22 protein-coding genes are annotated in these 24,946 nt (G+C 74.3%); 16 read left to right on the top strand and 6 right to left on the bottom strand.

Annotated features, from left to right (window positions below):
* Positions 1 to 115: 115 nt before the first annotated feature.
* The gene (locus tag ACVUH9_RS19420) at positions 116 to 1,039 is read left to right on the top strand and encodes a 2-hydroxyacid dehydrogenase (protein WP_475759942.1); all 924 of its coding nucleotides are present in this window, start codon (positions 116 to 118) and stop codon (positions 1,037 to 1,039) included.
* A gap of 24 nt (positions 1,040 to 1,063) precedes the next feature.
* Here the strand turns inward: ACVUH9_RS19420 and arfB are convergent, their stop codons facing one another.
* Complete coding sequence (gene arfB, locus ACVUH9_RS19415) at positions 1,064 to 1,477, bottom strand: alternative ribosome rescue aminoacyl-tRNA hydrolase ArfB (protein ID WP_475759940.1); 414 nt, start codon at positions 1,475 to 1,477, stop codon at positions 1,064 to 1,066.
* A gap of 39 nt (positions 1,478 to 1,516) precedes the next feature.
* On the opposite strand from arfB, the gene ACVUH9_RS19410 reads away from it, so the two are divergent.
* Both ACVUH9_RS19410 and ACVUH9_RS19405 read left to right on the top strand, forming a co-directional pair.
* On the top strand, positions 1,517 to 1,735 hold the full coding sequence (locus ACVUH9_RS19410; RefSeq protein WP_475759938.1) for a hypothetical protein: 219 nt from the start codon (positions 1,517 to 1,519) through the stop codon (positions 1,733 to 1,735).
* 118 nt (positions 1,736 to 1,853) lie between these two features.
* A complete protein-coding gene (locus ACVUH9_RS19405; RefSeq protein WP_475759936.1) occupies positions 1,854 to 2,768 on the top strand; it encodes an oxygenase MpaB family protein in 915 nt (304 codons plus the stop codon).
* Between the two features lie 45 nt (positions 2,769 to 2,813).
* Here the strand turns inward: ACVUH9_RS19405 and ACVUH9_RS19400 are convergent, their stop codons facing one another.
* Both ACVUH9_RS19400 and ACVUH9_RS19395 read right to left on the bottom strand, forming a co-directional pair.
* Positions 2,814 to 3,851, bottom strand: coding sequence for a L,D-transpeptidase family protein (locus tag ACVUH9_RS19400; protein ID WP_475759934.1), 1,038 nt, complete (start codon positions 3,849 to 3,851; stop codon positions 2,814 to 2,816).
* Between the two features lie 128 nt (positions 3,852 to 3,979).
* A complete protein-coding gene (locus ACVUH9_RS19395; protein WP_475759932.1) occupies positions 3,980 to 4,957 on the bottom strand; it encodes an alpha/beta fold hydrolase in 978 nt (325 codons plus the stop codon).
* Positions 4,958 to 5,081: 124 nt separating this feature from the next.
* On the opposite strand from ACVUH9_RS19395, the gene ACVUH9_RS19390 reads away from it, so the two are divergent.
* On the top strand, positions 5,082 to 6,191 hold the full coding sequence (locus ACVUH9_RS19390; RefSeq protein WP_475759930.1) for a 3'-5' exoribonuclease YhaM family protein: 1,110 nt from the start codon (positions 5,082 to 5,084) through the stop codon (positions 6,189 to 6,191).
* 60 nt (positions 6,192 to 6,251) lie between these two features.
* Positions 6,252 to 8,306 (top strand): helix-turn-helix transcriptional regulator, encoded by a 2,055-nt coding sequence (locus ACVUH9_RS19385; protein ID WP_475759928.1) that lies wholly within the window; start codon positions 6,252 to 6,254, stop codon positions 8,304 to 8,306.
* Positions 8,307 to 8,321: 15 nt separating this feature from the next.
* On the opposite strand, the gene ACVUH9_RS19380 is transcribed toward ACVUH9_RS19385, so the two are convergent.
* Positions 8,322 to 8,927, bottom strand: coding sequence for a TetR/AcrR family transcriptional regulator (locus tag ACVUH9_RS19380; protein WP_475759926.1), 606 nt, complete (start codon positions 8,925 to 8,927; stop codon positions 8,322 to 8,324).
* Between the two features lie 167 nt (positions 8,928 to 9,094).
* Between ACVUH9_RS19380 and ACVUH9_RS19375 the strand changes: the two genes are divergently transcribed.
* From ACVUH9_RS19375 to rfbB, 5 genes are all read left to right on the top strand, one after another.
* Positions 9,095 to 9,952, top strand: coding sequence for an alpha/beta fold hydrolase (locus tag ACVUH9_RS19375; RefSeq protein ID WP_475759924.1), 858 nt, complete (start codon positions 9,095 to 9,097; stop codon positions 9,950 to 9,952).
* Positions 9,953 to 10,051: 99 nt separating this feature from the next.
* A complete protein-coding gene (locus ACVUH9_RS19370; protein WP_475759922.1) occupies positions 10,052 to 10,537 on the top strand; it encodes a pyridoxamine 5'-phosphate oxidase family protein in 486 nt (161 codons plus the stop codon).
* A 219-nt stretch (positions 10,538 to 10,756) separates the two neighbouring features.
* Entirely contained in the window at positions 10,757 to 11,833 is a 1,077-nt protein-coding gene (locus tag ACVUH9_RS19365) for a glucose-1-phosphate thymidylyltransferase (protein ID WP_475759920.1), read from the top strand.
* Positions 11,834 to 11,887: 54 nt separating this feature from the next.
* A complete protein-coding gene (rfbD, locus tag ACVUH9_RS19360) occupies positions 11,888 to 12,850 on the top strand; it encodes a dTDP-4-dehydrorhamnose reductase (protein WP_475759918.1) in 963 nt (320 codons plus the stop codon).
* A gap of 72 nt (positions 12,851 to 12,922) precedes the next feature.
* A complete protein-coding gene (gene rfbB / locus ACVUH9_RS19355; RefSeq protein ID WP_475759916.1) occupies positions 12,923 to 13,924 on the top strand; it encodes a dTDP-glucose 4,6-dehydratase in 1,002 nt (333 codons plus the stop codon).
* A 48-nt stretch (positions 13,925 to 13,972) separates the two neighbouring features.
* Here rfbB and ACVUH9_RS19350 read toward each other — a convergent pair whose 3' ends face one another.
* The gene (locus tag ACVUH9_RS19350; protein ID WP_475759914.1) at positions 13,973 to 14,455 is read right to left on the bottom strand and encodes an Rv0361 family membrane protein; all 483 of its coding nucleotides are present in this window, start codon (positions 14,453 to 14,455) and stop codon (positions 13,973 to 13,975) included.
* A gap of 25 nt (positions 14,456 to 14,480) precedes the next feature.
* On the opposite strand from ACVUH9_RS19350, the gene ACVUH9_RS19345 reads away from it, so the two are divergent.
* Complete coding sequence (locus ACVUH9_RS19345; protein WP_475759912.1) at positions 14,481 to 15,179, top strand: uracil-DNA glycosylase; 699 nt, start codon at positions 14,481 to 14,483, stop codon at positions 15,177 to 15,179.
* A gap of 84 nt (positions 15,180 to 15,263) precedes the next feature.
* On the opposite strand, the gene ACVUH9_RS19340 is transcribed toward ACVUH9_RS19345, so the two are convergent.
* Complete coding sequence (locus tag ACVUH9_RS19340; protein WP_475759946.1) at positions 15,264 to 15,845, bottom strand: TetR/AcrR family transcriptional regulator; 582 nt, start codon at positions 15,843 to 15,845, stop codon at positions 15,264 to 15,266.
* Positions 15,846 to 16,033: 188 nt separating this feature from the next.
* On the opposite strand from ACVUH9_RS19340, the gene ACVUH9_RS19335 reads away from it, so the two are divergent.
* The 5 genes from ACVUH9_RS19335 (at position 16,034) to ACVUH9_RS19315 (ending at position 24,826) form a co-directional block, all read left to right on the top strand.
* A complete protein-coding gene (locus tag ACVUH9_RS19335; RefSeq protein ID WP_475759910.1) occupies positions 16,034 to 16,600 on the top strand; it encodes an NAD(P)H-dependent oxidoreductase in 567 nt (188 codons plus the stop codon).
* A gap of 109 nt (positions 16,601 to 16,709) precedes the next feature.
* Entirely contained in the window at positions 16,710 to 22,307 is a 5,598-nt protein-coding gene (locus tag ACVUH9_RS19330; RefSeq protein ID WP_475759908.1) for a DEAD/DEAH box helicase, read from the top strand.
* On the top strand, positions 22,304 to 23,101 hold the full coding sequence (locus tag ACVUH9_RS19325; RefSeq protein ID WP_475759906.1) for a cobalt-precorrin-6A reductase: 798 nt from the start codon (positions 22,304 to 22,306) through the stop codon (positions 23,099 to 23,101). The genes ACVUH9_RS19330 and ACVUH9_RS19325 overlap by 4 nt, the downstream gene beginning before the upstream one ends.
* A 50-nt stretch (positions 23,102 to 23,151) precedes the next feature.
* Entirely contained in the window at positions 23,152 to 23,940 is a 789-nt protein-coding gene (locus ACVUH9_RS19320) for an Fpg/Nei family DNA glycosylase (protein WP_475759904.1), read from the top strand.
* Between the two features lie 100 nt (positions 23,941 to 24,040).
* Positions 24,041 to 24,826, top strand: coding sequence for a glycerophosphodiester phosphodiesterase (locus ACVUH9_RS19315; RefSeq protein WP_475759903.1), 786 nt, complete (start codon positions 24,041 to 24,043; stop codon positions 24,824 to 24,826).
* The last annotated feature ends 120 nt before the right edge of the window (positions 24,827 to 24,946 follow it).

The raw sequence follows: 24,946 nt of genomic DNA, 5'->3' as shown, positions 1-24,946 counted from the left end.
CACGCCCCGCCCACGCCACGCCACGCCCCGCCCACGCCCCGCCCACGCCCCGCCCACGCCCCGCCCACGCCCCGCCCACGGCCCGCCCGGCTCGATGTCCGGCAGAATCGAGCCCATGCCCGCCGGTGCCCACGTCCTCGTGCCCTACGCCGACCTTGCCGCGACGGCGGGGCCGGAGTGGCCGTTCGGCCTGCGGGTCGACGTCTGGGACGGGACCGGCGCGCCGCCGGCCGACCTCGACGACGTCCGCTTCTTCACGCTCCCGTACGGCAACCAGCAGGCCTACGGGCTGCTCGACCGACTGCCGGCGCTCGAGGTCGTGCAGAGCCTGCGGGCCGGCGTCGACGAGCTGCTGCCGCTGGTCGGCCCCGAGCTGGCGTTGGCCAACGGCCGCGGCCTCCACGACGCCTCGACCGCCGAGCAGGCGCTGCTGCTGATGCTCGCCGCCCAGCGCGAGCTGCCGCGTTGGGTCCGCCTGCAGGACGAGGGACGCTGGGCCCAGGACTTCGTCGGCTCGCTCGCCGACCGCCGGGTCCTGCTTGTCGGCTACGGCTCGATCGGGAAGGCGATCGAGCGGCGGCTGCTGGCCTGCGAGGCCGAGGTCACCCGCGTCGCCAGCCGCGCCCGGCCCGACGAGCAGGTCCACGGCATCGACGAGCTCGAGGCGCTGCTGCCGGCGGCCGAGATCGTGGTCCTGGTCCTGCCCGACAGCACGAGCACGCGGGGGATCCTCGACGCCAAGCGGCTGGCGCTGCTGCCCGAGGGCGCGCTGGTCGTCAACGTCGGGCGCGGGAGCGCGATCGTCACCGACGCGCTGGTCGCCGAGACCACCAGCGGGCGGCTGCGGGCGGGCCTCGACGTGGTCGATCCGGAGCCGCTGCCCGAGGGGCATCCGCTGTGGTCGGCGCCCGGTGTCCTGATCACGCCCCACGTCGGCGGCGGCTCGGCGAGCTTCCCTCCCCGGGCGCGGCGGCTGCTGGTCGAGCAGCTGCGGCGGTTCGCCGCCGACGAGCCGCTGCTGAACGTGGTCGAGCGGTAGCGACCCGCCCGCCGGGCGGCGCGCTCAGCCGTCGTCGCCCGGCCGGCGACGATCGCGCTTGACCTGACCGCGCTTGCCCTTCGACTCGAGGCGGCGCTTCTTGGCGCCCATCGTCGGCTTGGTCGGTCGCCGCGAGGCCTGGACGTGGAGCGCCTGGCGCAACCGCTCGGCGAGCCGGTCGAGCGCGAGCTGGCGGTTGCGCGACTGGCTGCGGGCGTCCTGGGCGACGGCGCGGACGACCGGGCCGCAGCGCTCGATCACGCGTGCGCGCTGGTCTGCCGAGAGCCCGCCGCAGGTCCGTACGTCGACGCTGACCTCGATCCGCGACGAGGTCATGTTGGCGTGCTGACCGCCCGGTCCCGAGGACCGGCTGGCCCGTACGACGACGTCGCCGAGCGGGAGCAGCGTGCGTCCGTTGATGCGCAGACCGTCGTCCATCCGGTCTCGGAGGCTACGCCGTGGCACGATAGGACGACGATGAGTGATCTTGAGCGCCGCCGTTCCCGCACGCCCCGCAAGCAGCGCGAGGCCCGTGCCTACCGTCTCGTCCTCGCCACCGGAGGCTTCTCGCTGATCGGGGCGATCGGCCTCGTGCTGGCCGTCGTCGGCGTGACGGGCTTCTTCGGATGGCCGCTGCTGGCCATTCTGCTGGCCGTCGGCTCCGGCTTCTGGCTGAAGTCGACGCTGGGCTCGTAGGGCCACGGTCGGCGGGCGCGCCGCGCGCGCCCGCCAGCCGCCTGCCGACGAAGAGTGACAACGGGCATTTCCTGATTGCTAGCCTGTGCCCGACGACGGCGAACGACGGGTGAGCACGGTGCACGGCACGACAGAGGCGACCGGGGCGGAGGCCACGACCGGCGACGAGGGCTACTTCCCGCGCGGACGCTCGATGCTGCGGCGGGTCCAGGGCGAGCGGGCGGTCGGTCTGCTCTACGGCCAGCGGTCGCTGCTGATCGGGGCGATCAAGCCGCTCAACTACGTCGGCACCTCCGAGCACACCGCCGGCAAGCAGGCGCCCTTCCGGCGGCTGGTGCGGACGGCGCTGGCGTTCGAGACGATCTTCTTCGGGACCCGGGCGGAGGCCGATGAGATCCTCGGCTACGTCCGGCGGATGCACGACCGCGTCCACGGGGCGTTGCCCGAGGACGCCGGCCCGATGCCGGCGGGCACGCCCTACTCGGCCTACGACGGGCGGCTGATGCTGTGGACCGTCGCCGTGATGATGGACTCGGCCGAGACCCTGCACGACCTGCTCGTGCGGCGGTTGAGCGACGACGAGCGGGAGGCGCTCTGGCAGGACTACCGGCGCTTCGCGCTGCTGTTCGGCACGCCCGAGGCCAGCCTGCCGGCCGACTACGCCGCGTTCCGCGCCTACTACGTGGCCGAGCTCGTCGCCGACGACGTCTTCCTGACCCCCGAGGCGCACCACGTCGGGCGCTTCTCGGCCTTCTCGATCCCGTCCCGGACGCTCGCCTGGCCGGCGATGGAGGTCCACGACATGCTGATCCTCGGCAGCCTTCCGCCGGAGGTCCGGCGGCTCTACGGGCTCCGCTGGACGCCCCCGCAGGAGCTGCTGTTCCGCGGGACCGCGCGGGCCCTGCGGAGCGGCCGGCCGCTGGCCCCCGGGCGGGTCGCACGCGGGCCGAACACGGCGGTCTTCCGCTCGGTCGAGGCGACCGAGCGCCACCGGCTGCGCCACGGCAAGCGCACGCCGTCGGTCACCGGCTAGCGGGTGGGGCGGCCACAGCGGCCGCCCGACCCGCCGAGCGCGGAGCTACCGGATCCGGACCGCGGTGCCCATCGGGACGCGGTCGTAGAGGTCGATGACGTCCTTGGGGTGCATCCGCAGGCAGCCGTGCGAGGCGCGGGTGCCGATCGACCAGGCCTCGGACGTGCCGTGGATGCCGATCCCGTCCCGCAGGCCGAGCCAGCGGGCCTTCAGCGGGTTGTTCGGGGCGCCACCGGGGATGACCTGGCCCTGGAGCGATCCGGCCCAGGCCGAGTTCGGCACGTGCCAGGCGGGGTTGACCTGCTTCGAGGTCACCGAGTACATGCCGGCGGGGGTGCTGTGGCCCTCGGAGCCGACCGCGATCTTGTAGGTCTTCGACAGCTTCAGCCGCTTGAACAGGCGCAGGCGGAAGCTCGGCCGGTCAACGGTGATCAGCGTTCCGTAGCGGCTGCGCAGGCCGTTGATCGTCACCGACGGCTTGACCCGCACCACCGGCTGGGCGAGGTTGCTGCGCGGGGCGGTCGGGTCGTCGAGCGCGGTGGTGACGAGCTTCTGGAGCGAGCCGCGGTCGACCTTCCAGCCCTCGCGCGAGCCGCGGATCCGCTGCTTGCTGATGCCGAGCTTGACCGAGGCGTCGCGGGCCTTCTTCTGCATCTTGGCGATCGAGTCGAGCCACGAGCCGAGCTGCTTCTCGTCCCAGCTGATCGCGAGCGGGACCGCGGTGTTGGCGGGGGCCTTGGTCGCCCGGATCACGAGCTTCTCGACGTCGAGTCGGTAGTCGATCTTGGCCATCGCCAGCTTGTGGCGGCGGCCGGCGATCCGCACGACGACGTCGCCGTCGTTCGGCCGGTGGCCGGAGAGCGCGCCGGTCAGGATCGTGGTGGCCGACTCGCGGGTCTGGCCGGAGAGGTCGATGTCGCCGACCTTGACGCCGGCGGCGATCACCGGGGCGGCCGGCGGGGTCGGAGCGGGCGCGGCCGGCGGCGTCTGGGCGGAGGCGGCCGGGGCGACGGTGAGCGCCGCGACGGCGCAGAGGAGCGTGGCGCGCAGCGACAGGGCGCGGCGACGGGGGGACGACGGCATTCCCACAATGTAGGCCGGAATCGCCCGCGCCGAGCCACTTGCACGGCGTCGTGCGTGGCGCAGAATCCGTTTCAGGACGGCGCTGGCTGTGGCGGAGACCGCGCGGCCGGGCCGTCGTTCGGGGCCGATCAGGCGGCCAGCGACGTGACTCGGTGGTGGTGGCGCGGGCGGGTCCCGAGGCCGTCGCGGACCGCGCTGGCGAAGCCGGTCACGAGGTCGGTGGTCAGCTCCGGGGCCTCGAGCTGGGGGCAGTGGCCGATCCCGCGGAGCAGCTCGTAGCGGGTCTCCGGGAGGGCCTCGAGCAGGCGGCGGGACCCGCGCGGGCCGACCATCCGGTCCTTGTCGCCCCAGATCAGCAGGACCGGGCAGTCGACCTGGTCGTGGTGGAACGGCTCGGTCAGCTCGGGCAGCAGCCGTCGGCCGGTGTTGAGCAGCCGGCGGGCGTCGCGCGGGCTCGCGTAGTGCTGGGTGTACCGGGCCAGGACCTCGCGAGTGGCCAGCGACGGGTTGCCGTAGGCGAGCTGGCGGTAGGCCTGTGCGATCAGCCCCCGCAGCAGCGCGCGGGGGATCGGGACGCGGTCGTTGATCGCGTAGCGGACCAGCGGCTGCTGGTTGATCAGCTGGAACCAGCCGGGGTGGTCGAAGCCCGCGGGGTCGATCGGGACCACCGCGGCCGGCGACGGGCGCAGCTCGGCGACCAGCAGGGCGAGCGCCCCGCCCATCGAGTTGCCGACGACGATCGGCGGCTCGTCGCCCCACAGCAGCTCACGGGCCGCGGCGACCACGCGCAGGTACTGGGCGTACATGGCCTCGTCCGGGAGCAGCCGGTCGGCGGCTCCGAATCCGGGCAGGTCGATCGCGGCCGCGCGGTGTCCGCGGCGCTCCAGCAGCTCGAGCATCGGACGCCAGGTGTCGGCCGAGTCGGAGTACCCGTGAAGCAGCAGCAGTGGCAGTCCGCCGGCGCCGCGCGGAGCGTCGGCGTTGGTCTCCAGCAGGCGGGTACGGAACCCGGCGAGCTCGATCGTGCGCTCGGCGATCGGCGGCTGCGGCGTGGCAGCGGGAGCGGAGCGCAACGGGGGTCGGGGGTGAGGCGGGTGTGCTCCCATTCAAGGACGCTACCACCGTCTCCGGCGGGGCAGAGAAATGCCTCGTGTGCAGGGAGAACCCCTGGACGTTCGGCGGGCCTCCGGTTCGGGGCTTGCCGTCCGCCGGGCGCCGTACCTTGCCGGTATGGAACTGCGCGAGCTCGACCACGGCGCGCCCGTGGACCTGGTGCTCCTGGTCCGCGGCGTCGAGCGTCGTTCACGTCGTGGGAGCAGCGACTTCCTGCGGCTCGAGCTCGCCGACCGCAGCCAGAGCGTGACCGCGATGGTCTGGGACGACGCCGAGACGGTCGCGGGCTTCGCCGTCCGCGGCGCGGCGGTCCGGATCAGCGGACGGTTCGAGGTCCACGACCGCTTCGGCCGCCAGATCGCGATCAAGGCGATCGAGCCGGTGCCGCTCGACCAGGTCGACCTGACCGCGCTGGTCGAGGGACCGTCGGTGCCGGTCGCCGACCTCGAGCAGCGCTTCGCCGCGCTCGTCGACCGGATCGAGGACGTTTGGGCGCGGGAGCTGCTCGACCAGATCTTCGCCCGCGACGGCGTCTTCTGGGGTCGCTTCCGGCTCGCCCCGGCGGCCAAGCACTTCCACGAGGCCTATCCGCACGGCCTGCTCGACCACACCGTCCGCGTCGCCGAGGGCGTCGAGGCGCTGGCGCCGCTGTTCGGTGGGGTCGACCGCGACGTCGCGGTGACCGGGGCGCTGCTGCACGACATCGGCAAGGCCCAGACCTACACGACCGACCCGGTCGCGCCCGACCTGACCGACATCGGCCGGCTCGAGGGCCACATCGTGATCGGCTACGAGATCGTCCAGCGGGTGCTCGCCCGGATCGACGGCTTCCCGGACGAGACAGCCCGGGCGCTCCGGCACATCGTGCTCAGCCACCACGGCAAGCAGGAGTACGGCAGCCCGGTCGTCCCGCAGACGCGCGAGGCGGTGCTGGTGCACCAGATCGACGACCTCGCGGCCCGGATGGGCAGCTTCGACCGCCTCGAGCGCGGCCTTCCGGTCGGGGAGCAGTGGAGCGGCTTCGACCGCGCCATCGGGGGGCCGGCCTACTTCGGCCCGACCCGCGGCGGTGACGCGCACGCCGAGGCACGGCCCGCGGGCGCCGACCTGCACGGGCGCGGGGCGGCCGCGGTCACGCTTCCCGGGGCAGGGCCGAGTGCCGCCCGGACCGGCCCCCGGACGCTGCTGGACACGCCGTCGTCCGCGGCCGGCCAGCACGCGGCCTGAGCGCGCGGAGGCCGACCCCGACGGGCGCGGAGCCCGTTCGGCCCGTATGGTCCTCGCTAGATGGCGAAGGACACCGAGAAGCTGATCAGGCAGCTCTCGCTCATCTCGTACCTCATGGCGGAGCGGCGGCCGGTCACGGCCCTCGAGATCCGGCGTGACGTCGAGGGTTACAGCGGGATGAACGAGGACGCCTTCGCGCGTCGCTTCTACGCCGATCGGGCGGAGCTCGACGCGCTCGGAATCCAGCTGACGATCGAGCGGCCGGGCGACGGCAGCGCGGAGCAGGAGCACTACTCGCTGCGGAGCGAGAACTTCCACCTGCCGCCGATCGCCTTCTCCGACGACGAGCTGGCCAGCCTCCAGTTGGCCTTGAGCCTGCTCGACGGCGAGTTCGCCTACGCCGAGCCGCTGCGGCTGGCGCTCCAGCAGCTCTCGTGGGGGCGTCCGAGCCCGCTCGAGGAGCCGGCCGCGCGGATGGTCGGCCTCGGGATCACCGCCCAGGTCAACGGCCGCGATCCGTCGCAGCGGCTGGCCAAGGTCGAGTCGGCGATCTTCCGCAACAAGACGATCACCTTCGAGTACCACTCGCTCCACCGCGACGTGACCGAGCCGCGCAAGGTCGATCCGTACCACCTGCTCTTCCGCGGCGGCCAGTTCTACCTGCTCGGGCGGGACCACGATCGCGACAGCCTGCGGGTCTTCCGGCTCTCGCGGATCCGCGACAAGGTCGCCTACGCGACCAAGGCCGAGCACGACTTCCGTCGCCCCGAGGACTTCGATCCGCGGCCGTACGGGGACCGCGCCGACTGGCAGATGGCCGAGCCGGTCGGGACCGCCCGGATCCGGATCTCGGAGCGGATCGTCTGGCAGGTGCGGCGGTCGCACGGGCGTCAGGGGACGTTCGAGCCGGCGGTCGAGGGCGATGCCTCCGGGGACGCGGTCTTCGTCACCGAGTACGGGGTCACCCGCGCCCTGCTCGGCTGGGTGATGCGGATCGGCGAGCACGCCGAGATCCTCGAGCCGGCCGAGCTGCGCGACGAGTACCGCCGCCGGATCGAGCTGGTCCACGAGCGCCACAGCGGCCCGTTCGCCGTCTCCGCCGGACGGCCGTACGTGCCCGAGGAGGAGCCGGAGGCGGGTGTCGCGCCGACCCGTGACGGGATCATCCGGCCCGAGCGGTTCGCCCGGCTGGTCACGCTCGCCTCGATCCTGATCCACGCCGGCCGCGAGAAGGATCGGCTGGAGCTGCAGGAGCTGATCGGGCGACTGAACGTCAGCGAGGCCGAGCTGCGGGACGACATCAACGTCCTCAACGTCGTCAACTTCGGCGGCGGCTCGTACGTGCTCTACGCCGAGATCGCGCCCGACGGCTACGTCGACGTCGATCCCGAGCCCTACAGCGACCACTTCGCGCGGCCCGCCCGGCTGCTGCCGGTCGAAGCCAAGGCGCTGGTCGCGGCGATCGACCTGATCGGCGACCACTTCCCCGACGGGACGCTCGGCGCGGTCCGGGCGAAGGTCGTCGCCGCGCTCGGCGAGGATCCGCTCGAGCACGGGCTCCAGGTCGCCCACGGCGGCAGCGACGACGGCGATCTCTCACGGCTGATCTCGCGGGCGGCGCACGACCGTCAGCTGATCGAGCTGGACTACTACAAGCCCAACGAGGACGAGTTCACGCGGCGGACGGTCGAGCCGTACGCGCTGATCAACGGCCGCGAGGGCTGGTACGTCGCGGCCTTCGACCCCAACCGCAACGACGTCCGGCACTTCCGGCTCGACCGGATCCGTGAGGCGACCGTGCTGGAGGAGACCTTCGAGCGCCGGCCCGAGGTCGATCCCGCCGCCGAGGTCGCCGGGTGGCCCCGCACGGGCGAGCTGCCCGCCAGCCGCAGCGCGCGGGTCTGGGTCAGCCCCGAGCGCGCCCGCTGGGAGCGCGAGCGGCGGGTCATCGCCGAGGAGTTGGAGGACGGCGCGCTCGTCGCCGAGATCGCCTTCGCCGGCGTCGACTGGCTGGTCCGCGAGGTCCTGACCGAGATCGGCGACCTGGTCGTGCTCGAGCCCGAGGACGCGCGCGACGCGGTCCGGGCGACCGCCGCGGGCCTGCTCGGCCGCTGAGTCGGGACCTGCGGCTCAGCCCGGGATCCGGAGGCCGTCGATCAGGGCCCGGAGGGTCGTGAGCATCTCCGCTCGGGCGGCGTCGCGGTCGTCGGCGTCGACGACGTAGAGGGCGGCCTCGTCGAGTGCCCCGAGCAGCAGGTGCGCGAGTGCCCGCGGCGGGGCCGGGCGGAGGGCGCCGGCTTCGATCCCGGCGGTGATCGCCGCCTCGACCAGGCCGAGTCCGTGGCGCAGGCCGATCTCGCGCCAGCGCGACCAGCCGAGCACCGGGAGCGCGTCGACGAGCAGGATCTGGTGGACGGCGGGGTCGGCGACCGCCTGCAGGAACGCCTCGGCACCGGCCTCGAGCGCGGCGACGGGATCGCTGCCGACGTTGGCCAGCGCACCGGCGGCGATCCGCTGGCTGACCTCGGCGTCGAGCTCCTCGACCACGCCCGCCAGCAGCTCGGCCTTGTCCGCGAACTGGTGGTAGAGCGCGCCGCGGGTGACGCCGGCCACGCGGACGATCTCCTCGGTCCCGACGTCGGCGTAGCCGCGCTCCGCGAAGAGCGTGCGGGCGGCGTCGAGCAGGCGCCGGCGGGTGGCCGCCGAGCGTTGGGTGTGGCGCGAATCGCTAGACATGCATACTGCCTGTATGTAATTCTCCGTACCGCCTGTACGTATCGAACGGACGGAGACCCATCATGCCCCACGCCCCCACCCATACGGAGGCCGCGTCGGCGCCGGCATCGACCTGGAGGACGCGTCGCACGGCGCGGCGCCGGGCACAGCGCGCGGCGCCCACGCCGTTGACGGTCCCCGCCCTCGAGACCAGCGACCGCGACGTCGCCCTCCCCCAGGGGACGATCCGGGTGCGCGAGGTCGGCTCCGGCCCGACCCTGCTCTTCGTGCACGGCCTGCTCGTCGACGGGCGGGTCTGGAACGGGGTCGCCGCGCAGCTCGCCGACCGCTTCCACTGCGTCATGCCCGACCTCCCGCTCGGCTCGCACCGGACGCCGATGGCGCCCTCCAGCGACCGCTCACCGGAGGGGATCGCCCGTCTGCTGAGTGGGCTGGTGGACGCGCTCGGGCTCGCGGACGTGACCGTGGTCGCCAACGACTCGGGCGGCGCGATCACCCAGCTGTGGATGGACCAGGGCGCGCCCGGGGTCGCCCGCGTGGTGCTGACGCCGTGCGACTGCTTCGAGCACTTCCTGCCCCCGGGGTTCTCCGTCTACCAGTGGCTGGCCCACGTACCCGGGGCGATGCCGGCGATCCTCCAGACCACCCGGCTGCGGGTCGTCCGGCAGTTGCCGACCGTCTACGGCGGGCTCACCCACCGGGCGATCGACGACGCGCTGCTGCGCTCGTGGCTGGCTCCGGCGATGGCCGACGCCGGCATCCGCCGCGACACCGTGGCCTTCCTGCGGGGGATCTCGTCCGCCCGCCTGACCGCCGCGGAGCAGCGGTTGGGCGGGTTCGACCGGCCGGTGCTGCTGGCCTGGGCGCCGGAGCAGGCCTGGTTCCCGATCGAGGACGCCCGTCGACTGCAGGCGATCCTGCCCGACGCGCGGCTGCTCGAGATCGCCGGTTCGGGGGCGTTCGCCGGCCTCGAGCAGCCCCGGGCGGTGGCCGACGCGATCGCCGCGTTCGCGGCTGCGGCCTGAGGCGGGGGCGACTCGCGGCGGGCGCAGCCCGTGCCCGTCGCGGGAGGCGTGCGTCGACTGCGTCGCCCGCCCGCCGGGCGCGACGGTAGCGTCCGCGACATGAGCCGGCGCGACCAGATCACGATGAGCGAGGACGAGCTGCTGGCCTTCCTCGACGAGGAGCGGACCGTCGTCTGCGCGACCCTCGGACCACGCGGCTGGCCGCACCTGATGCCGCTCTGGTTCGTCGTCCGCGACGGCCGGATCTGGGCCTGGACCTTCGCCAAGTCGCAGAAGACGGTCAACCTCGAGCGCGACCCGCGGGCAACGCTCCAGGTCGAGGCGGGCGAGACCTACGACCAGCTGCGCGGGGTGATGCTCGAGTGCGACGTCGTCCTCCACCGCGACCTCGAGACCGTCTCCGCCTTGGGCGAGCAGATCCTCCGTCGCTACACCCCGGGCCTGCCGGACGATCCCGCGGCGCCGCTGCCGGCGGGGGCGACGGCGATGATCGAGGCCCAGGCGGCGAAGCGGGTCGGCTTCGAGTTCGTCGAGCGGCGGCGCTCGACCTGGGACCACCGCAAGCTCGCGGCGGGCGTCTACTAGGCCGGGCGTCTGGGGCCGTGGGGCGAGCCGTCACCGGCGCGGGGTCGCGGCCCCCGAGGAGACGACGTCCTGGGCCGGCGAGCGACGTGGGGCGAGCTGCGGGAGGCCAGCGCGACGAACAGGATCCAGACCGCCGCGCTGCGGTTGGTGCTCGGGCGGATCGAGCCGAGGACCGGGGCCACGGCTGATCGGCGGCCGCGCCGGTAGCCTCCCGTCGCGATGTCACACCTCAAAGGTTTGATCCTGTCGGGTGGCCGGGGGACGCGGTTGCGCCCGATCACGCACACGTCGGCCAAGCAGCTGGTGCCGGTCGCCAACCAGCCGGTCCTCTTCTACGGGATCCGATCGATGGTCGCCGCGGGGATCACGGAGATCGGGATCATCCTCAACCCGGAGACGGGCGGGGAGATCCGTGAGGTGGCCGGCGACGGCTCGCAGTTCGGTGCTCAGATCACCTACATCGACCAGCTGTCGCCGGACGGGCTCGCCCACGCGGTCCTGACCGCCGAGCCGTTCCTCGGCGACAGCTCGTTCGTGATGTACCTGGGCGACAACCTGCTCCAGGGCGGGATCGCCGATCTCGTCGAGCAGTTCAACCAGCACCAGCCCGACACGATGATCCTGCTCCAGCCGGTCGAGGACGCACGCCAGTACGGCGTCGCCGAGTTGGAGAACGGGCGAGTCACGCGGCTGGTCGAGAAGCCCGCCGAGCCGAAGAGCAACCTGGCGCTGGTCGGGGTCTACCTCTTCACCCGCAAGATCCTCGACGCGGCCAAGGCGATCAAGCCGTCGCCCCGCGGCGAGCTGGAGATCACCGACGCGATCCAGTGGCTGGTCGACCGCGGGGATCGGGTCGAGCCGCACGTCGTCCACGGCTGGTGGAAGGACACCGGCAAGCTGGCCGACATGCTCGAGGCGAACCGGCTGATCCTCGAGACGATCGAGCGGCGGGTCGACGGCGACGTCGACGACGAGAGCCAGGTCGAGGGACGGGTGATCATCGAGGCCGGCGCACGGATCGAGCGGTCGGTCGTGCGCGGTCCGGTCGTGATCGGGGCCGGTGCGGTGATCAGCGACTCCTACGTCGGGCCCTACAGCGCGATCGCCGCCGACGCCGTGGTCGAGCGGTCCGAGGTCGAGCACTCGATCCTGCTGGAGCGCGCGCAGCTGATCGGGCTCGAGGGCCGGATCGAGTCGTCGCTGCTCGGTCGCGACGTGATCGTCCGGCGGGGCCAGCGGACGCCGCGGGCCTACCGCTTCATGGTCGGCGACAACTCCGAGATCGAGATCCTCTAGCCCGACCGCCGAGGCGCCACCTGCCGGACCTGGCAGGTGGCTACTGTCTTGGCAATGGGCTTCTCGCAGCAGCGCAGCGTTCAGCGGCTCGGGCCGAACATGGTGCTCCGGCCGAACAAGAACGCCCTCGACCGTGACGACACCGCCGGGCCGACGGCCGGCAAGGAGCAGCGGCGGCTGGTCGTGGTCGGCGCCAGCGGGATGCTCGGCCACCGCGTCGCGGACGTCGCCCGCGTCCACGGCTGGGACGTCGTCGCGGCGCCTCGGGCCGCGTTCGACCTGACCGACCTCGAGAGCACGACGGTCTACCTCGAGCGGGTCTCGCCCGCGGTGGTGATCAACTGCGCGGCCTGGACCGACGTCGACGGCGCCGAGGAGCACGAGGACGAGGCGCTGCGCGTGAACGGCGAGGGGGCCGGCAACCTCGCCAAGGCGACCGCGGCGCTCGGCGTCCGGATCGTCCACGTCTCGACCGACTACGTCTTCGCCGGGGACGCGACCGAGCCCTACACCGAGGACGCACCGACCGCGCCCCAGGGGGCGTACGGGCGGACCAAGCTCGTCGGCGAGCAGCTGGTCGCCGAGCACAACCCGGACCATCTGATCTGCCGGACGGCCTGGCTGTTCGGCGAGGGCGGCGGCAACTTCGTCGACACGATGGTCAAGCTCTCCGCCGACCGCGACGAGGTCAACGTCGTCGACGACCAGGTCGGCTCGCCGACCTGGACCGGCCACCTCGCGCCGGCACTGGTCCGGGCCGCCGGCTCCGACGCCCGCGGGATCGCCCACACGGCCGGGGCCGGCCAGGTCAGCTGGTGCGGCCTGGCGGAGGAGGTCTTCCGCCTGACCGGATCGGGGACCCGGGCGGTGCCGGTCACCAGCGACGCGTTCCCGCGTCCGGCGCAGCGGCCGGCCTGGAGCGTCCTGGCCAACACCCGCGACGACGTCCCCTCGCTGCCGGACTGGCGCGAGGGCGTCCGCCTGCACCTCGGCGAGGCGAACGTGGCCCGGGCCTGAGCCCGGGGCCTGCCCCCGGGCCGCCGGGCTGGCGGGGACGCGCACGTACCGTCATCGCGTAGCCTTGGCGGCGTGAAGCTTCTCGTCTGTGGTGGTGCCGGATTCATCGGCTCGGCGTTCGTGCACCAGCGCGTCGCCGCCGGTGACGACGTTCGCGTGCTCGACGCCCTGACCTACGCCGGGCGGCGCGAGAACGTCGACGGCCTCGACGTCGAGCTGCTGGTCGGCCGGATCGAGGACCCCGGCTCCGTCGAGCAGGCCGCGGCGGGGGTCGACGCGATCGTCAACTTCGCGGCCGAGACCCACGTCGACCGCTCGATCCTCGACGCGCAGGCGTTCGTGCGGACCAACGCGCTGGGGACCTACACGCTGATCGAGGAGGCGCGCCGGCGCGACGTTCGCTACGTCCAGGTCTCGACCGACGAGGTCTACGGCTCGATCGACGAGGGCGCGTTCACGGAGACCCATCCGCTCGAGCCGTCGTCGCCGTACTCGGCCTCGAAGGCCGGGGCCGACCTGATGGTGCTCGCCGCCCATCACACCTACGGGCAGGATGTCGTGATCGCCCGTGGATCCAACTGCTACGGGCCGCGCCAGTTCCCGGAGAAGCTGATCCCGGTGATGGTCCTCAACGCGATCCACGCTGGCCCGCTGCCGATCTACGGCGATGGCCAGCAGGTCCGGACCTGGCTCCACGTCGACGACTTCGCCTCCGGCATCCACGCCGCGCTCGCGCACGGCGTCTCCGGCGAGGCCTACAACGTCGGCGGGGCGAAGGAGAAGGTCAACCTCGACGTCGTCCAGCGGATCATCGCCCTGACCGGCGCCTCGGCCGAGCAGATCAAGCACGTCGAGGATCGCCTCGGCCACGACTTCCGCTACGCGCTCGACTCGGCCAAGCTCGAGCAGCTGGCCGGCTGGGCGCCGCGGGTCGACTTCGACGAGGGCGGCCTGGAGTCGACGGTCCACTGGTACCGGGATCACCCGCACTGGTGGAAGCCGCTCGTCGAGACCGCCGAGTACAAGACCTACTACCGGCGGATCTACGACCGCGACCCGGACTTCGCCAGCTGAGGTCGCGGGTGGGCGAGCCGGGGTTCCCGGCTCGCCGCGTGAGCGGCTCTAGCCCTGCTCTTCGCGGGGCTGGCCGGCCTTGGTGCCGGCGAACTTCCAGGTGTTGCCCTCGCGCACGAGGGTCAGCGTGTCGAACCGCTCCTGCTTGTCGTTGGTCCGGTTGGTCGCCTTGATCCGGACCTGGACCGTCGCCGTGTCGCCGGCGATGTCGACCTTGCGGACGTCCAGCCGTCGGGGGTCGCTGTCCTTGAGCGCGAGCCGGGCGTTCTTCTCGCAGCCGCCGTTGCGGCTGAGCTCGGTGACGAGCTGCTTCGACAGCAGCGTGCGGCAGACGGTGCGGGCACCGTTGTCGTCCCGCATCTCGTCGGTGTAGGCGTCGTTGAGGGCGCGGACCGTGTTGGCCACGCGGCCCTGCTCCCCGGTGAACTCCTTGTCCTTGGCGGTGCTCGGCCCGGCGCAGCCGGTCGCGCCGACGGCGATCAGCGTGGAGGTGGCGGCGAGCAGGGCCAGGCGGTGGCGACGGACGATCACAGGCTCGAACGGTAGCGTAGGGCCGGTGACTGCGGCCCTTGCCGAGCACCAGAGACGGGTCGTCGCGTGCCGGGCGTGCCCGCGGCTCGTCGCCTGGCGGGAAGAGGTCGCGCAGGTCAAGCGCGCGTCCTTCCGCGACGACGTCTACTGGGGGCGGCCGGTCCCGAGCTTCGGCGATCCGGCGGGGCGGGTCCTGCTCGTCGGTCTGGCTCCCGCCGCCCACGGCGCGAACCGGACGGGCCGGATCTTCACCGGCGACCGCTCGGGCGACTTCCTCGTCGCGGCGCTCTACCGGACCGGCTTCGCCAACCAGCCGACGTCGGTCAGCATCGCCGACGGCCTCGAGCTGCGCGACTGCTGGATCACCGCGATCGTCCGCTGCGCCCCGCCGGCGAACAAGCCGACGCCGGCCGAGCGTGACGCCTGCCTGCCGTGGACGGTCGCCGAGCTGGACCTGGTCCCGAACATCCGGGTGCTGGTCTGCCTCGGCCAGTTCGGCTGGGATGGGGCCCTGCGGCTGCTCGCCGCCCGCGGGACGCCGACCCCGCGGCCGCGACCCCGGTTCACCCACGGCGCCGAGGCGGTGGTGGGAGAGATGGTCCTGCTCGGCTGCTTCCACCCGAGCCAGCAGAACACCTTCACCGGCCGGCTGACCCCGCCGATGATCGACGACGTGCTGTCGCGGGCGCGGGAGCTGGCCGACGGGGCGCCGGTACGCGGCTGAGGCCCACCGGCGGTCCGGCGGGTCGCGGGCGGCGTCGGCGGTCAGGCGCCCGGCGGTGGCGGGTGCCCCGGCCGCTGGATCAGCTCAGTCGCCGCCGGTGATCCGGACGACGAGGTCGGCCCAGCCGTCGCCGAGCCGCTCGTAGGACATCCCGAGCGTCTGGACCTGGTGCAGGACGAGGCTGGGGTCGAGCGCGCCGAGCAGCGTGTCGACCAGCAGCGGGATGTCGCCGTCGACGCCGGCGTCGCGCAGCAGGGCGGCGACGTGGGCGGCGTGGACCCCGCGGGTCGGGTGGCTGAAGCGCTGGCTGGGACAGCTGTCGGCGGCCCGCAGGATCTCGCCGTGGATCGCGAGCATGTCGAGCATCGCGCGGCCGAAGGCGACCAGCCGCTCGGTCGGCGGCGCGTCGGGGCCGAGCGGGGCGGGGCCGCGCAGGAAGGCGTCCTGCATCTCGGTGCTGCTGTGGTCGAGCAGCGCGCGCATCAGCCCCGAGCGATCGCCGAAGCGCCGGAAGACGGTGCCCTTGCCGACCTCGGCCGCGGCTGCGACGGCCTCCATCGTGACCCGGTCGGCACCCTGCTCGGCGACCAGGCGCTGCGCGGCGTCGAGCAGCCTGCGCCGGTTGCGGGCGGCGTCGGCGCGCTCGTGCGGGACCCCGTCGGCCATCGGCAGCGACTGGGTCGGCAGCGACGTCAGCGGGGTGGTCGGCGGGGAGGCCACCCCAGAAGCATAGCCGTTCCTGGTGAAGTGGACCACGGTCCGGTTGTCTGCTACAACTCTAGAGAGCGGACCACGGTCCATTTAACCCGAATCCGCTCGCCCGTACCCCGTACCGCCCTTCAGGAGATCCTCCAATGTCCACTGTCCGCATCCTCGCCCTCGTCGGCAGCCTCCGCGCCGGCTCGCACAACCGCCAGCTCGCCGAGACCGCGATCAAGCAGGCCCCCGAGAACGTCGAGATCACGCTCTACGAGGGCCTCGGCGAGATCCCGTTCTACAACGAGGACATCGACAACGAGACCGACGTCCCCGCCGCCGCGACCGCCCTGCGCGAGGCCGGCAAGGCCGCCGACGCGTTCCTCTTCTTCTCCCCCGAGTACAACGGTTCGACGCCGGGCGTGCTCAAGAACGCGATCGACTGGTTCTCGCGGCCGTTCGGTGCCGGCGCCGTCCAGGACAAGCCGGTCGCCGTGGTCGGCACCGCCTTCGGGCAGTACGGCGGCGTCTGGGCCCAGGACGAGACCCGCAAGGCGCTCGGCATCGCCGGCGGCAAGACGCTCGACGACATCACGCTCTCGATCCCCGAGTCGGTCGTCCGCTTCGCCGAGCTGCACCCGAGCGACGACGCCGAGGTCGCCGAGAAGGTCGCCGCCGTCGTCCGCCAGCTGGCCGACGCGGTCGGCACGCCGGTCGCCGCCTGAGGCTGGACCCACGGAAGCCCCGGAGCCGCCACGTGGCCACCGGGCAGGGGGACCGACGGACCGCACGGGCCGTCCGGTCCCCCGGACGGGCGCGTAGTCTCGGAGACTCGTGGCCCTCGAGACCTTCACCCCCCGGGTCGCCGACTGGTTCACCCGCGCGTTCGACCGGCCGACGGCCGTCCAGGAGCAGGCCTGGCCGCTGATCTCGGCCGGTGAGCACGTCCTGATCTCGGCCCCGACCGGCTCGGGCAAGACGCTCGCCGCGTTCCTCTGGGGCCTCGACCGGCTCGCCGCCGCGCCGCTCCCCGACGACCAGCGCCGGGTCCGGCTGCTCTACGTCTCGCCGCTGAAGGCGCTCAGCCACGACGTCGACCGCAACCTGCGGGCGCCGCTGGCGGGGATCGCCGCCGCCGGTGCCGCCGAGGCGGCCCGCGCGGGCGAGGACGCCACCCCGGACGACGCCGCCGGCCCGATCCGGGTCGGGCTGCGGACCGGCGACACCCCGCAGCGCGATCGCGCCGCGATGCGGCGGAAGCCGCCGGACGTCCTGATCACCACCCCCGAGTCGCTGTTCCTGATGCTGACCTCGGGCGCGCGGGAGATCCTGTCCGGGGTCGAGACGGTGATCATCGACGAGATCCATGCCGTCGCCGGGACCAAGCGCGGCAGCCACCTCGCGCTGACCCTCGAACGGCTGTCGGCGCTGCGTGCCGCGGGCGAGGCCGGCGACCTGCCGGGTGCGTGGGCGGGCGACGAGGTCCAGCGGATCGGGCTCTCGGCGACGCAGAACCCGCTGGAGGAGGTCGGCCGCTTCCTGGTCGGCCCCCGCCGCCGCTGTCGGATCGTCGAGACCGGCGAGCGCAAGAAGATGGACCTGCGGATCCAGGTCCCGGTCGAGTCGATGACCGAGCCGGGGGCCGGGCGCTCGCGGCCCGCGAGGGACGCGGGTCGCCCCGGAGGGGCAGGCGGCGAGGAGAGCGGCGCGGACCTCGGGGCCCCGAACGGCGCGCCGGTTGCCGACGGTGCGACCACGTCACCCGGATCCGGCGAGGAGGGGGCGGACGGCACCGCGTCGGCCGAGCTGGTCGTCGGCGGCGCCGACCTCGATCCGCTCGAGCCCGTCGTCGGCGGCGAGTCGACCCGCAACTCGATCTGGCCGGCGATGTACCCGGAGATCCTCGACCTGGTCGAGCAGCACCGCTCGACGATCGTCTTCGTCAACAGCCGCCGCTCCGCCGAGCGGCTGGCGCTGCGGCTCAACGAGCTGGCCGAGCGGCGGGCCGAGGACGTCGCGCGGGAGAACGGCACCGGCGACCCGGTGGACGACCCCGACGCCCGCTGGGACGAGGACCCGGCGGCCGCCCGCGAGCGCCGCGACGGCGAGCTGCGGCGGCTGATCGCCCAGCGCGACGGCACCCTGCCCGAGGACGACGACCCGGACGCCGGCGACGACGAGGGCGAGAGCGAGGAGGGCGGCGGCGCGCAGGGTGATGGCGGCGACGCAGAGGCGGGAACGGCCGCCGGCCGCGACCCGTTCGGCGTGTCGGCCCTGGCGCCGGCCCGCCCCGCTCGCCACCACCCGGACGAGCAGCTCACGCTGACCGGCCCCGACCGCCACGCCCGGATCGAGCCGCCGCTGCCGCGTCGGATCCCCACGCCGGGTGACGCCGGCGCCGGCGGCGGGACCGCCGGCAGCCAGACCCAGATCGTCGGCGTGCAGGGACCGCCTTCCGCCCACCACGGACAGCCTTCCGCCCACCACCCCACCGGCCCGCACGCGATCGAGGTCGCCCGCGCCCACCACGGCTCGCTCTCCCGCGAGGAGCGCGAGGTCGTCGAGGAGCTGCTGAAGGGCGGGCGGCTGCCGTGCCTGGTGGCGACCAGCTCGCTCGAGCTGGGGATCGACATGGGGGCGGTCGACCTGGTCCTCCAGATCGAGTCGCCGAAGTCGGTCGCCGCCGGGCTCCAGCGGATCGGCCGCGCCGGCCACGGCGTCGGCGAGACGGCCAAGGGCCGGATCTTCCCCAAGTTCCGCGCCGACCTCCTCGAGTGCGCGGTCGTCGCCCGCCGGATGCGCGACGGCGCGATCGAGCCGACCGTCGTGCCGAAGAACGCGCTCGACGTGCTCGCCCAGCAGGTGGTGGCGATCGCCGCCTCGGTCGACGGCCCCGACGGCCCGCCTGGCGGCTCGCGCGCGAAGGGCTCCCGCGGCGCGAAGGCGGCCAGCAGCGACGTCGCGGGCACGGCGGCGGCCGACGACGGCGACGACCCCGGGATCTCCGTCGACGAGCTGTTCGCGCTCGTCACCCGCACCCACTCCTACGCCGAGCTGCCGCGGGAGCTGTTCGAGCGGGTCCTCGACATGCTCGACGGCCGCTACCCGTCGCAGGACTTCGCCGAGCTGCGGCCGCGGATCGTCTGGGACCGGGTCGGCGGCACGGTCCGGCCGCGCAAGGGCGCCGGACGGCTGGCGATCGCCAACGCCGGCACGATCCCCGACCGCGGCCTCTACCGCGTGACCCTGCCCGACGGCCGCCGGGTCGGCGAGCTCGACGAGGAGATGGTCTACGAGGCCCGTGCCGGCCAGACCTTCCTGCTCGGCGCGTCGACCTGGCGGATCGAGGAGATCGGCCGCGACCGGGTGATCGTGACCCCGGCCCCGGGCGCTCCCGGTGCGGTCCCGTTCTGGCGTGGCGACCAGCGCGGACGCCCGATGCCGCTGGGCGAGGCGATCGGGGCCTTCAGCCGCTGGGCGGTCGACCAGGACGAGGCGACGCTCGTCCGCGACTACGACCTCGACCAGCTCGCCGCTCGCAACCTGCTCGACTTCCTGCGCGAGCAACAGGACGCGACGCGGGTGATCCCGTCCGACCAGGCGATCGTGCTCGAGCGGTTCCGGGACGAGATCGGCGACTGGCGGATCTGCCTGCTGTCGCCGTTCGGAGGCCGCGTCCACGCCGCCTGGGGGCTCGCCGTCTCGCGCCGGATCCGCGACGAGCTGGGGCTCGAGGCCGACGCGATCTGGTCCGACGACGGGATCATCATCCACCTGCCCGACGCGGCCGACGACGACCAGGAGGGGTGGGCTGCGGTCGTCGAGCTGCTGGTCCCGGACCCGGATGAGGTCGAGGACCTGATCGTCGCCGAGCTCGGCACCAGCGCCCTCTTCGGCGCTCGCTTCCGCGAGAACGCCGGCCGCGCGCTGCTGATCCCGCGGGCCCGCCCCGGCCAGCGGACACCGCTCTGGCAGCAGCGCCTGAAGGCCCAGTCGCTGCTCCAGGTCGCCGAGCAGTACCCCGACTTCCCGATCATCCTCGAGACCTACCGCGAGTGCCTGCGGGACGTGCTCGACGTGCCCGGCCTGACCGAGCTGCTGCGGCGGGTCCAGCGGCGCGAGATCTCGCTGGTCGAGGTAGAGACCCAGACCGCGTCGCCGATGGCGTCGTCGCTGCTGTTCGACTACGTCGCCACGTACATGTACGAGGGCGACGCGCCGAACGCCGAACGGCGGGCGGCGGCGCTCTCGCTCGACCGCGACCTGCTGCGCGAGCTGCTCGGACAGGACGAGCTGCGGGACCTGCTCGACGAGAGCGCGCTGGCCGAGCTGGAGGCCAGCCTCCAGCACCGTTCGGAGCGGACCCGGGCGACCTCGCCCGACGGGTTGGCCGAGATCCTGCGGCGGGTCGGCGACCTGCGCTTCGACGAGGTCGTCGAGCGGATCGCGCCGCCCGACGCCGTCGGCGGGGGCGTGGCGGTTGGGACGATGGCGGGTGACCCGGGCGTGGACCCGGCTCGTGCGGCGCTGCGGGCGCGGGCGACGGAGTGGCTCGAGCTGCTCGACCGCGAACGGCGCGCGATCCGGATGCGGATCGGTGCTCACCCGCCCGAGGAGCGCTGGATCGCCGCCGATGACGCCGGGCTCTTCCGCGACGCGCTCGGCGCGGTCCCGCCCGGCGGCCTGCCGGAGGCCTTCCTGCACGACGTGCCCGACGCGCTGCGGCGGCTGGTCGTCCGCTACGCCGCGACCAACGGGCCGTTCGTCGACCAGCAGCTGCGCGAGCGCTACGGGGTCGACGCGACCGCCGTCCTGCGCGAGCTGCTGCGCGAGGACGAGCTGGTCCGCGGCGAGATCCGCCCCGGCGGCACGGAGACGGAGTGGTGCGATCCGGAGGTCCTGCGGCGGCTGCGGCGGATGTCGCTGGCGGTCCTGCGGCAGGAGATCGAGCCGGTCGACCCGCGGGCGCTGGTGCCGTTCGCGATCGGCTGGCAGGGGATCGACCGCCACCGCGCGTCCGGGGCCGGCCCCGATCGCCTGCGCGAGATCCTGGTCCCGCTCCAGGGGCTGGCGCTGCCGGTCGAGCTGTGGGAGCGCGAGGTGCTGCCGCGGCGGCTCGGGGCGTACTCGCCGGCCTGGCTCGACGGGCTCTGCGCCTCGGGCGAGGTCGTCTGGGTCGGTGCGGGATCGCTCGGCGGCGGCGCGCGCACGTCGCGCGGACGGGTCGCGCTGTACTTCCGCGACGATGTCGCCGCGATCGGTCCGCCGATGGGCCGGGCCGTCCGCGACCCGACGGTCTCGCTGCCGGCACCGGGGGCTCCGGGGATCCCGGGTCGTCCGCCGGCCCGCCCCGACGACGCCGGCCCGTCGGGCCCGCTCCACGACGCGCTGCGCGGGCTGCTGGCCGCGCGCCCGGCCTTCTTCAGCGAGATGCTCGCCGCGCTCCCGCACGAGCCCGACGGCCTTCGCGACGCGCTCTGGGACCTGATCTGGGCCGGCGAGGTGACCTGCGACGTGTTCGCGCCCCTGCGGGCGGGCCGAGCGGGGATGAAGCCCCCGGCGGCCCGCGCGGTCGCCTCGCCCCGCGGCCGCGGCGTCGCCGGCCGTCGGCGCTTCGGGCCGCGGGCGGCGGGATCCGGGCCGAGCGCGACCCAGGGCCGCTTCTCGCTGACCGCGCCGCTGTTCGTCCCGGGGATGGGGGACCCGCCCACCCCGCCGGTCGACCCCGGCCTGCGGCGGCGGACGCTGGCCGAGCTGCTGCTCGAGCGGCACGGGATCGTGACCCGCGAGCACGTGCGCGCCGAGGGCATCTCGGGCGGGTTCTCGACCCTCTACGACAGCTTCGGGGCGCTGGAGACGCTGGGCGTCTGCCGTCGCGGGTACTTCGTCGAGGGGCTCGGCGGGGCGCAGTTCGCGCTGCCGGGGGCGGTCGAGCGGCTGCGAGCCCAGGCCGTCGATCGCGTCGACGCGGGCCGGGCGTCGGCGACCGACGAAGGCGGACGGCCGCTGCCGGCCACGACCCTCGACGCGACCGATCCCGCCCAGCCGTACGGGACGCTGCTGCCGTGGCCGAGCCTCGACGTCGCGGAGGAGGAGCACGCCCACCCGCGGCGTCCGGCGACCGCCACGGCGCCGCACCCGCAGCGGACGCAGGGCGCGCGAGTGGTCCTCGTCGGTCCCGACCCGGTGCTCTTCTGCGACCGCTCCGGCAAGGGTGTGCAGGTGCTGGTGAGCTACGACGACGCGCGCCTGCCGTTGGCCCTCGCGGCGCTGGTCGACGCGGTCGTCTCCGGCCGGGCGGGGTCGCTCCCGCGCAAGGGCCTGCAGCTGGAGCGGATCGACGGGCTCGACGTGATCGGCCATCCGCTCGAGCCGCTGTTGACCCCCGCCGGCTTCCGCTCGGCGCCGACCAAGTACCTGGCGCGGGCATGAGCGGCACCGAGCCGGCCGGAGACGGGCGACCGGCACCCGCGCCCGCCGCGACGATCCTGCTGCTCGGCGGCACCAGCGAGGGCCGCGCCGTGGCCGCGGCCTTGGCGGGGCGGCCGGGCCTGCGCGTGATCAGCTCGCTGGCCGGTCGGGTCGACGAGCCCGGGGCGGTCGCGGGCGAGGTCCGCAGCGGCGGCTTCGGCGGCGCCGACGAGCTGGCGCGCTGGATCGCCGACCACGGCGTGCGGGCGGTGGTCGACGCGACCCATCCGTTCGCGGCCCGGATCTCCGGCAACGCGGCGACCGCCTGCGCCGCCAGCGGCGCGCCGCTGATCGCGCTGCGCCGCCCGGGCTGGACGCCGCAGACGGGCGACGACTGGCGTCTCGCCACCGACCTCGACGACGCGGCCACGCAGGTCGCGGCGCTCGGCCGGCGGGCGTTGCTGACGATCGGCCGCCAGGAGGTCGCCGCCTTCGCCGCGGTCGCCGGGGTCCGGTTCCTGATCCGCAGCATCGACCCGCCGGTCGGCCCGCTGCCACCCGATCACGAGCTGCTGCTCGCGCGCGGGCCGTTCGCGCTCGCCGACGAGCGGGCGCTGCTCGAACGCGAGCGGATCGACGTGGTGGTGACCAAGGACAGCGGCGGGGACGCGACCCGCGCCAAGCTCGACGCGGCCCGCGAACGGGGGATCCCGGTCCTGCTGGTGGCCCGTCCGTCGCTTCCGGCCGGCCCGGGGATCGCGACCGTGGCCGACGTCGAGGCGGCGGTCGCCGCCGTGGTGGCAGCGCTCCGGTAACGGCGTGGTGGCGGACGCTGCGGCCGAGGTCCGTAGCCTCCGCAGCAGCGATGCCCGAGGGCGACACCATCCACCACGCGGCCCTGCGCCTGCGCGGCGTGCTGCTCGGCGGCCCGCTCGACCGGGTCCGTACGCCGCACCCGCGGACCCGCCCGCGCGGCTGGGAGGCACGGCTGGCCGGGCGCACGGTGACGGCGGTCGAGGCTCGCGGCAAGCACCTCCTGATCCGCTTCGACGACGACAGCGTGATCCACAGCCACCTGCGGATGACCGGCCAGTGGGCGGTCCGCGAGCTGGCCGGACCGGCACCGGCCGGCGGCCGCTCGCTGCGGCGGGCCTGGCTGGTGCTCGGGCGTGGGGCCTACGACGCGATCGAGTTCGACGGGCCGCTGCTGGAGCTGCGGACGGCGACTGCGGTCGCACGCGACCCGCGGCTGCGGGCGCTCGGCCCCGACATCTGCGTCGAGCAGGGCTTCGACGAGGACGAGGTCGTCCAGCGGATCCGCCGGGCCGATCCGGGCGAGCCGGTCGCCGAGGCCCTGCTCCAGCAGCGCAACGTCGCGGGGATCGGGAACGTCTGGAAGAGCGAGGGCTGCCACGCGGCGGGGATCGACCCGGCGCGGCCGCTCGGGCGGACGAGCGACGACGAGCTGCGCGCGGTCCTGGCGGCGATCGCTCCCGGGATCCAGCGCTGTGCCCGCGAGGGCACCCGTCTGCGGCCGAGAGAGGTCTACGGACGCAGCGGCCAGCCGTGCCCGCGCTGCGGCACCCCGATCGCCCAGCGAGGGCTCGGCGACGCCAACCGCACGACCTACTGGTGCCCGGGATGCCAGCGCTGAGCCGCGCGCCCGGCGCACGCCGCGGGACGCCGGCGGCGCCGGGTCGTCCGGGCGCGCGTCGGCCCTGCGCCACGAGAGCACCGAGAACGACGAGACTGCCGTGAACGACGAGACCAGGACCGACGAGGAGACCGCCGTGGAGGACCGTGTGGAGTGCCGTACACCGTGGCCGGGGACGGCGGCACGGGCCGCGGGCCGGACCCTCCGGATCGGCCACAAGGGCTGTGACGCGGTCGTGCCCGGCAACACGCTGGAGAGCATCGAGCGGGCGGCCGAGCTGGGCGTCGACGCGGTCGAGTTCGACGCGCTGCCCGACGGCCACGGTGGGCTCCGGCTGGCCCACGACCCGGAGGCCCTGATCGCCCGTCCCGACGCGCCGACGCTGGCCGCGGCGCTCGACCGGCTGGCCGAGCCGGACCTGGCCCACATCGGCATCAACCTCGACGTCAAGGCGGTCGGGGACGAGCTCCAGATCGTGAACGCCCTGCGTGAGCGCGAGTTGGTCGACCGGACGCTGATCTCGACGATGGAGCGTCCGACGCTGGCCCGCATCCGCGAGCTGGAGCCGTCGCTGCGGCTGGGCTGGTCGGTGCCGCGCGTACGCCGCGACTACCTCGCCTTGCCGGCGACCCGGCCGCTCGCGCTCGGGGCCCTGGTCGTCGCCCGCCGGGTCCTGCCGCGGGTGCTGATCGCCGCGCTCCGGGCCGGCCGGATCGACGCGGTGATGGCCCACTGGTCGCTGGTCACCCCGACCTTCGCGCGCCAGATCACCGCCCACGGCGAGCTCTACGCGTGGACGGTCGACGACAGCGCCCGCGCGAGCGCGCTGGCGGCCAGCGGCGTGACCGGGGTGACCTCGAACGACCCCCGGCTGCTGCGCTGGTAGCGGCCCCCGGAGCGCGTCGCCGCTGCGCCCGCCGACGCCGGTGGCGGCGGCGCACGCACGAGCAGCGACGGCCCGCCGCCGGTCGGGGACCCGCACCGAACGCCCGTTGGGTCGGAAACG

The organism is Patulibacter ginsengiterrae, assembly GCF_056269115.1.
Note: the sequence above shows the minus strand (reverse complement) of the source record. Positions and strands in the feature narration are given on the sequence as shown.

What these genes read in the sequence shown, in the direction of transcription:
- ACVUH9_RS19420 (WP_475759942.1), top strand. Translation starts at nt 116, where the DNA reads ATGCCCGCCGGTGCCCACGTCCTCGTGCCCTACGCCGACCTTGCCGCG.
- arfB (WP_475759940.1), bottom strand. Translation starts at nt 1,477, where the DNA reads ATGGACGACGGTCTGCGCATCAACGGACGCACGCTGCTCCCGCTCGGC.
- ACVUH9_RS19410 (WP_475759938.1), top strand. Translation starts at nt 1,517, where the DNA reads ATGAGTGATCTTGAGCGCCGCCGTTCCCGCACGCCCCGCAAGCAGCGC.
- ACVUH9_RS19400 (WP_475759934.1), bottom strand. Translation starts at nt 3,851, where the DNA reads ATGCCGTCGTCCCCCCGTCGCCGCGCCCTGTCGCTGCGCGCCACGCTC.
- ACVUH9_RS19395 (WP_475759932.1), bottom strand. Translation starts at nt 4,957, where the DNA reads ATGGGAGCACACCCGCCTCACCCCCGACCCCCGTTGCGCTCCGCTCCC.
- ACVUH9_RS19390 (WP_475759930.1), top strand. Translation starts at nt 5,082, where the DNA reads ATGGAACTGCGCGAGCTCGACCACGGCGCGCCCGTGGACCTGGTGCTC.
- ACVUH9_RS19385 (WP_475759928.1), top strand. Translation starts at nt 6,252, where the DNA reads ATGGCGAAGGACACCGAGAAGCTGATCAGGCAGCTCTCGCTCATCTCG.
- ACVUH9_RS19380 (WP_475759926.1), bottom strand. Translation starts at nt 8,927, where the DNA reads ATGTCTAGCGATTCGCGCCACACCCAACGCTCGGCGGCCACCCGCCGG.
- ACVUH9_RS19370 (WP_475759922.1), top strand. Translation starts at nt 10,052, where the DNA reads ATGAGCCGGCGCGACCAGATCACGATGAGCGAGGACGAGCTGCTGGCC.
- ACVUH9_RS19365 (WP_475759920.1), top strand. Translation starts at nt 10,757, where the DNA reads ATGTCACACCTCAAAGGTTTGATCCTGTCGGGTGGCCGGGGGACGCGG.
- rfbD (WP_475759918.1), top strand. Translation starts at nt 11,888, where the DNA reads ATGGGCTTCTCGCAGCAGCGCAGCGTTCAGCGGCTCGGGCCGAACATG.
- ACVUH9_RS19340 (WP_475759946.1), bottom strand. Translation starts at nt 15,845, where the DNA reads ATGGCCGACGGGGTCCCGCACGAGCGCGCCGACGCCGCCCGCAACCGG.
- ACVUH9_RS19335 (WP_475759910.1), top strand. Translation starts at nt 16,034, where the DNA reads ATGTCCACTGTCCGCATCCTCGCCCTCGTCGGCAGCCTCCGCGCCGGC.
- ACVUH9_RS19325 (WP_475759906.1), top strand. Translation starts at nt 22,304, where the DNA reads ATGAGCGGCACCGAGCCGGCCGGAGACGGGCGACCGGCACCCGCGCCC.
- ACVUH9_RS19320 (WP_475759904.1), top strand. Translation starts at nt 23,152, where the DNA reads ATGCCCGAGGGCGACACCATCCACCACGCGGCCCTGCGCCTGCGCGGC.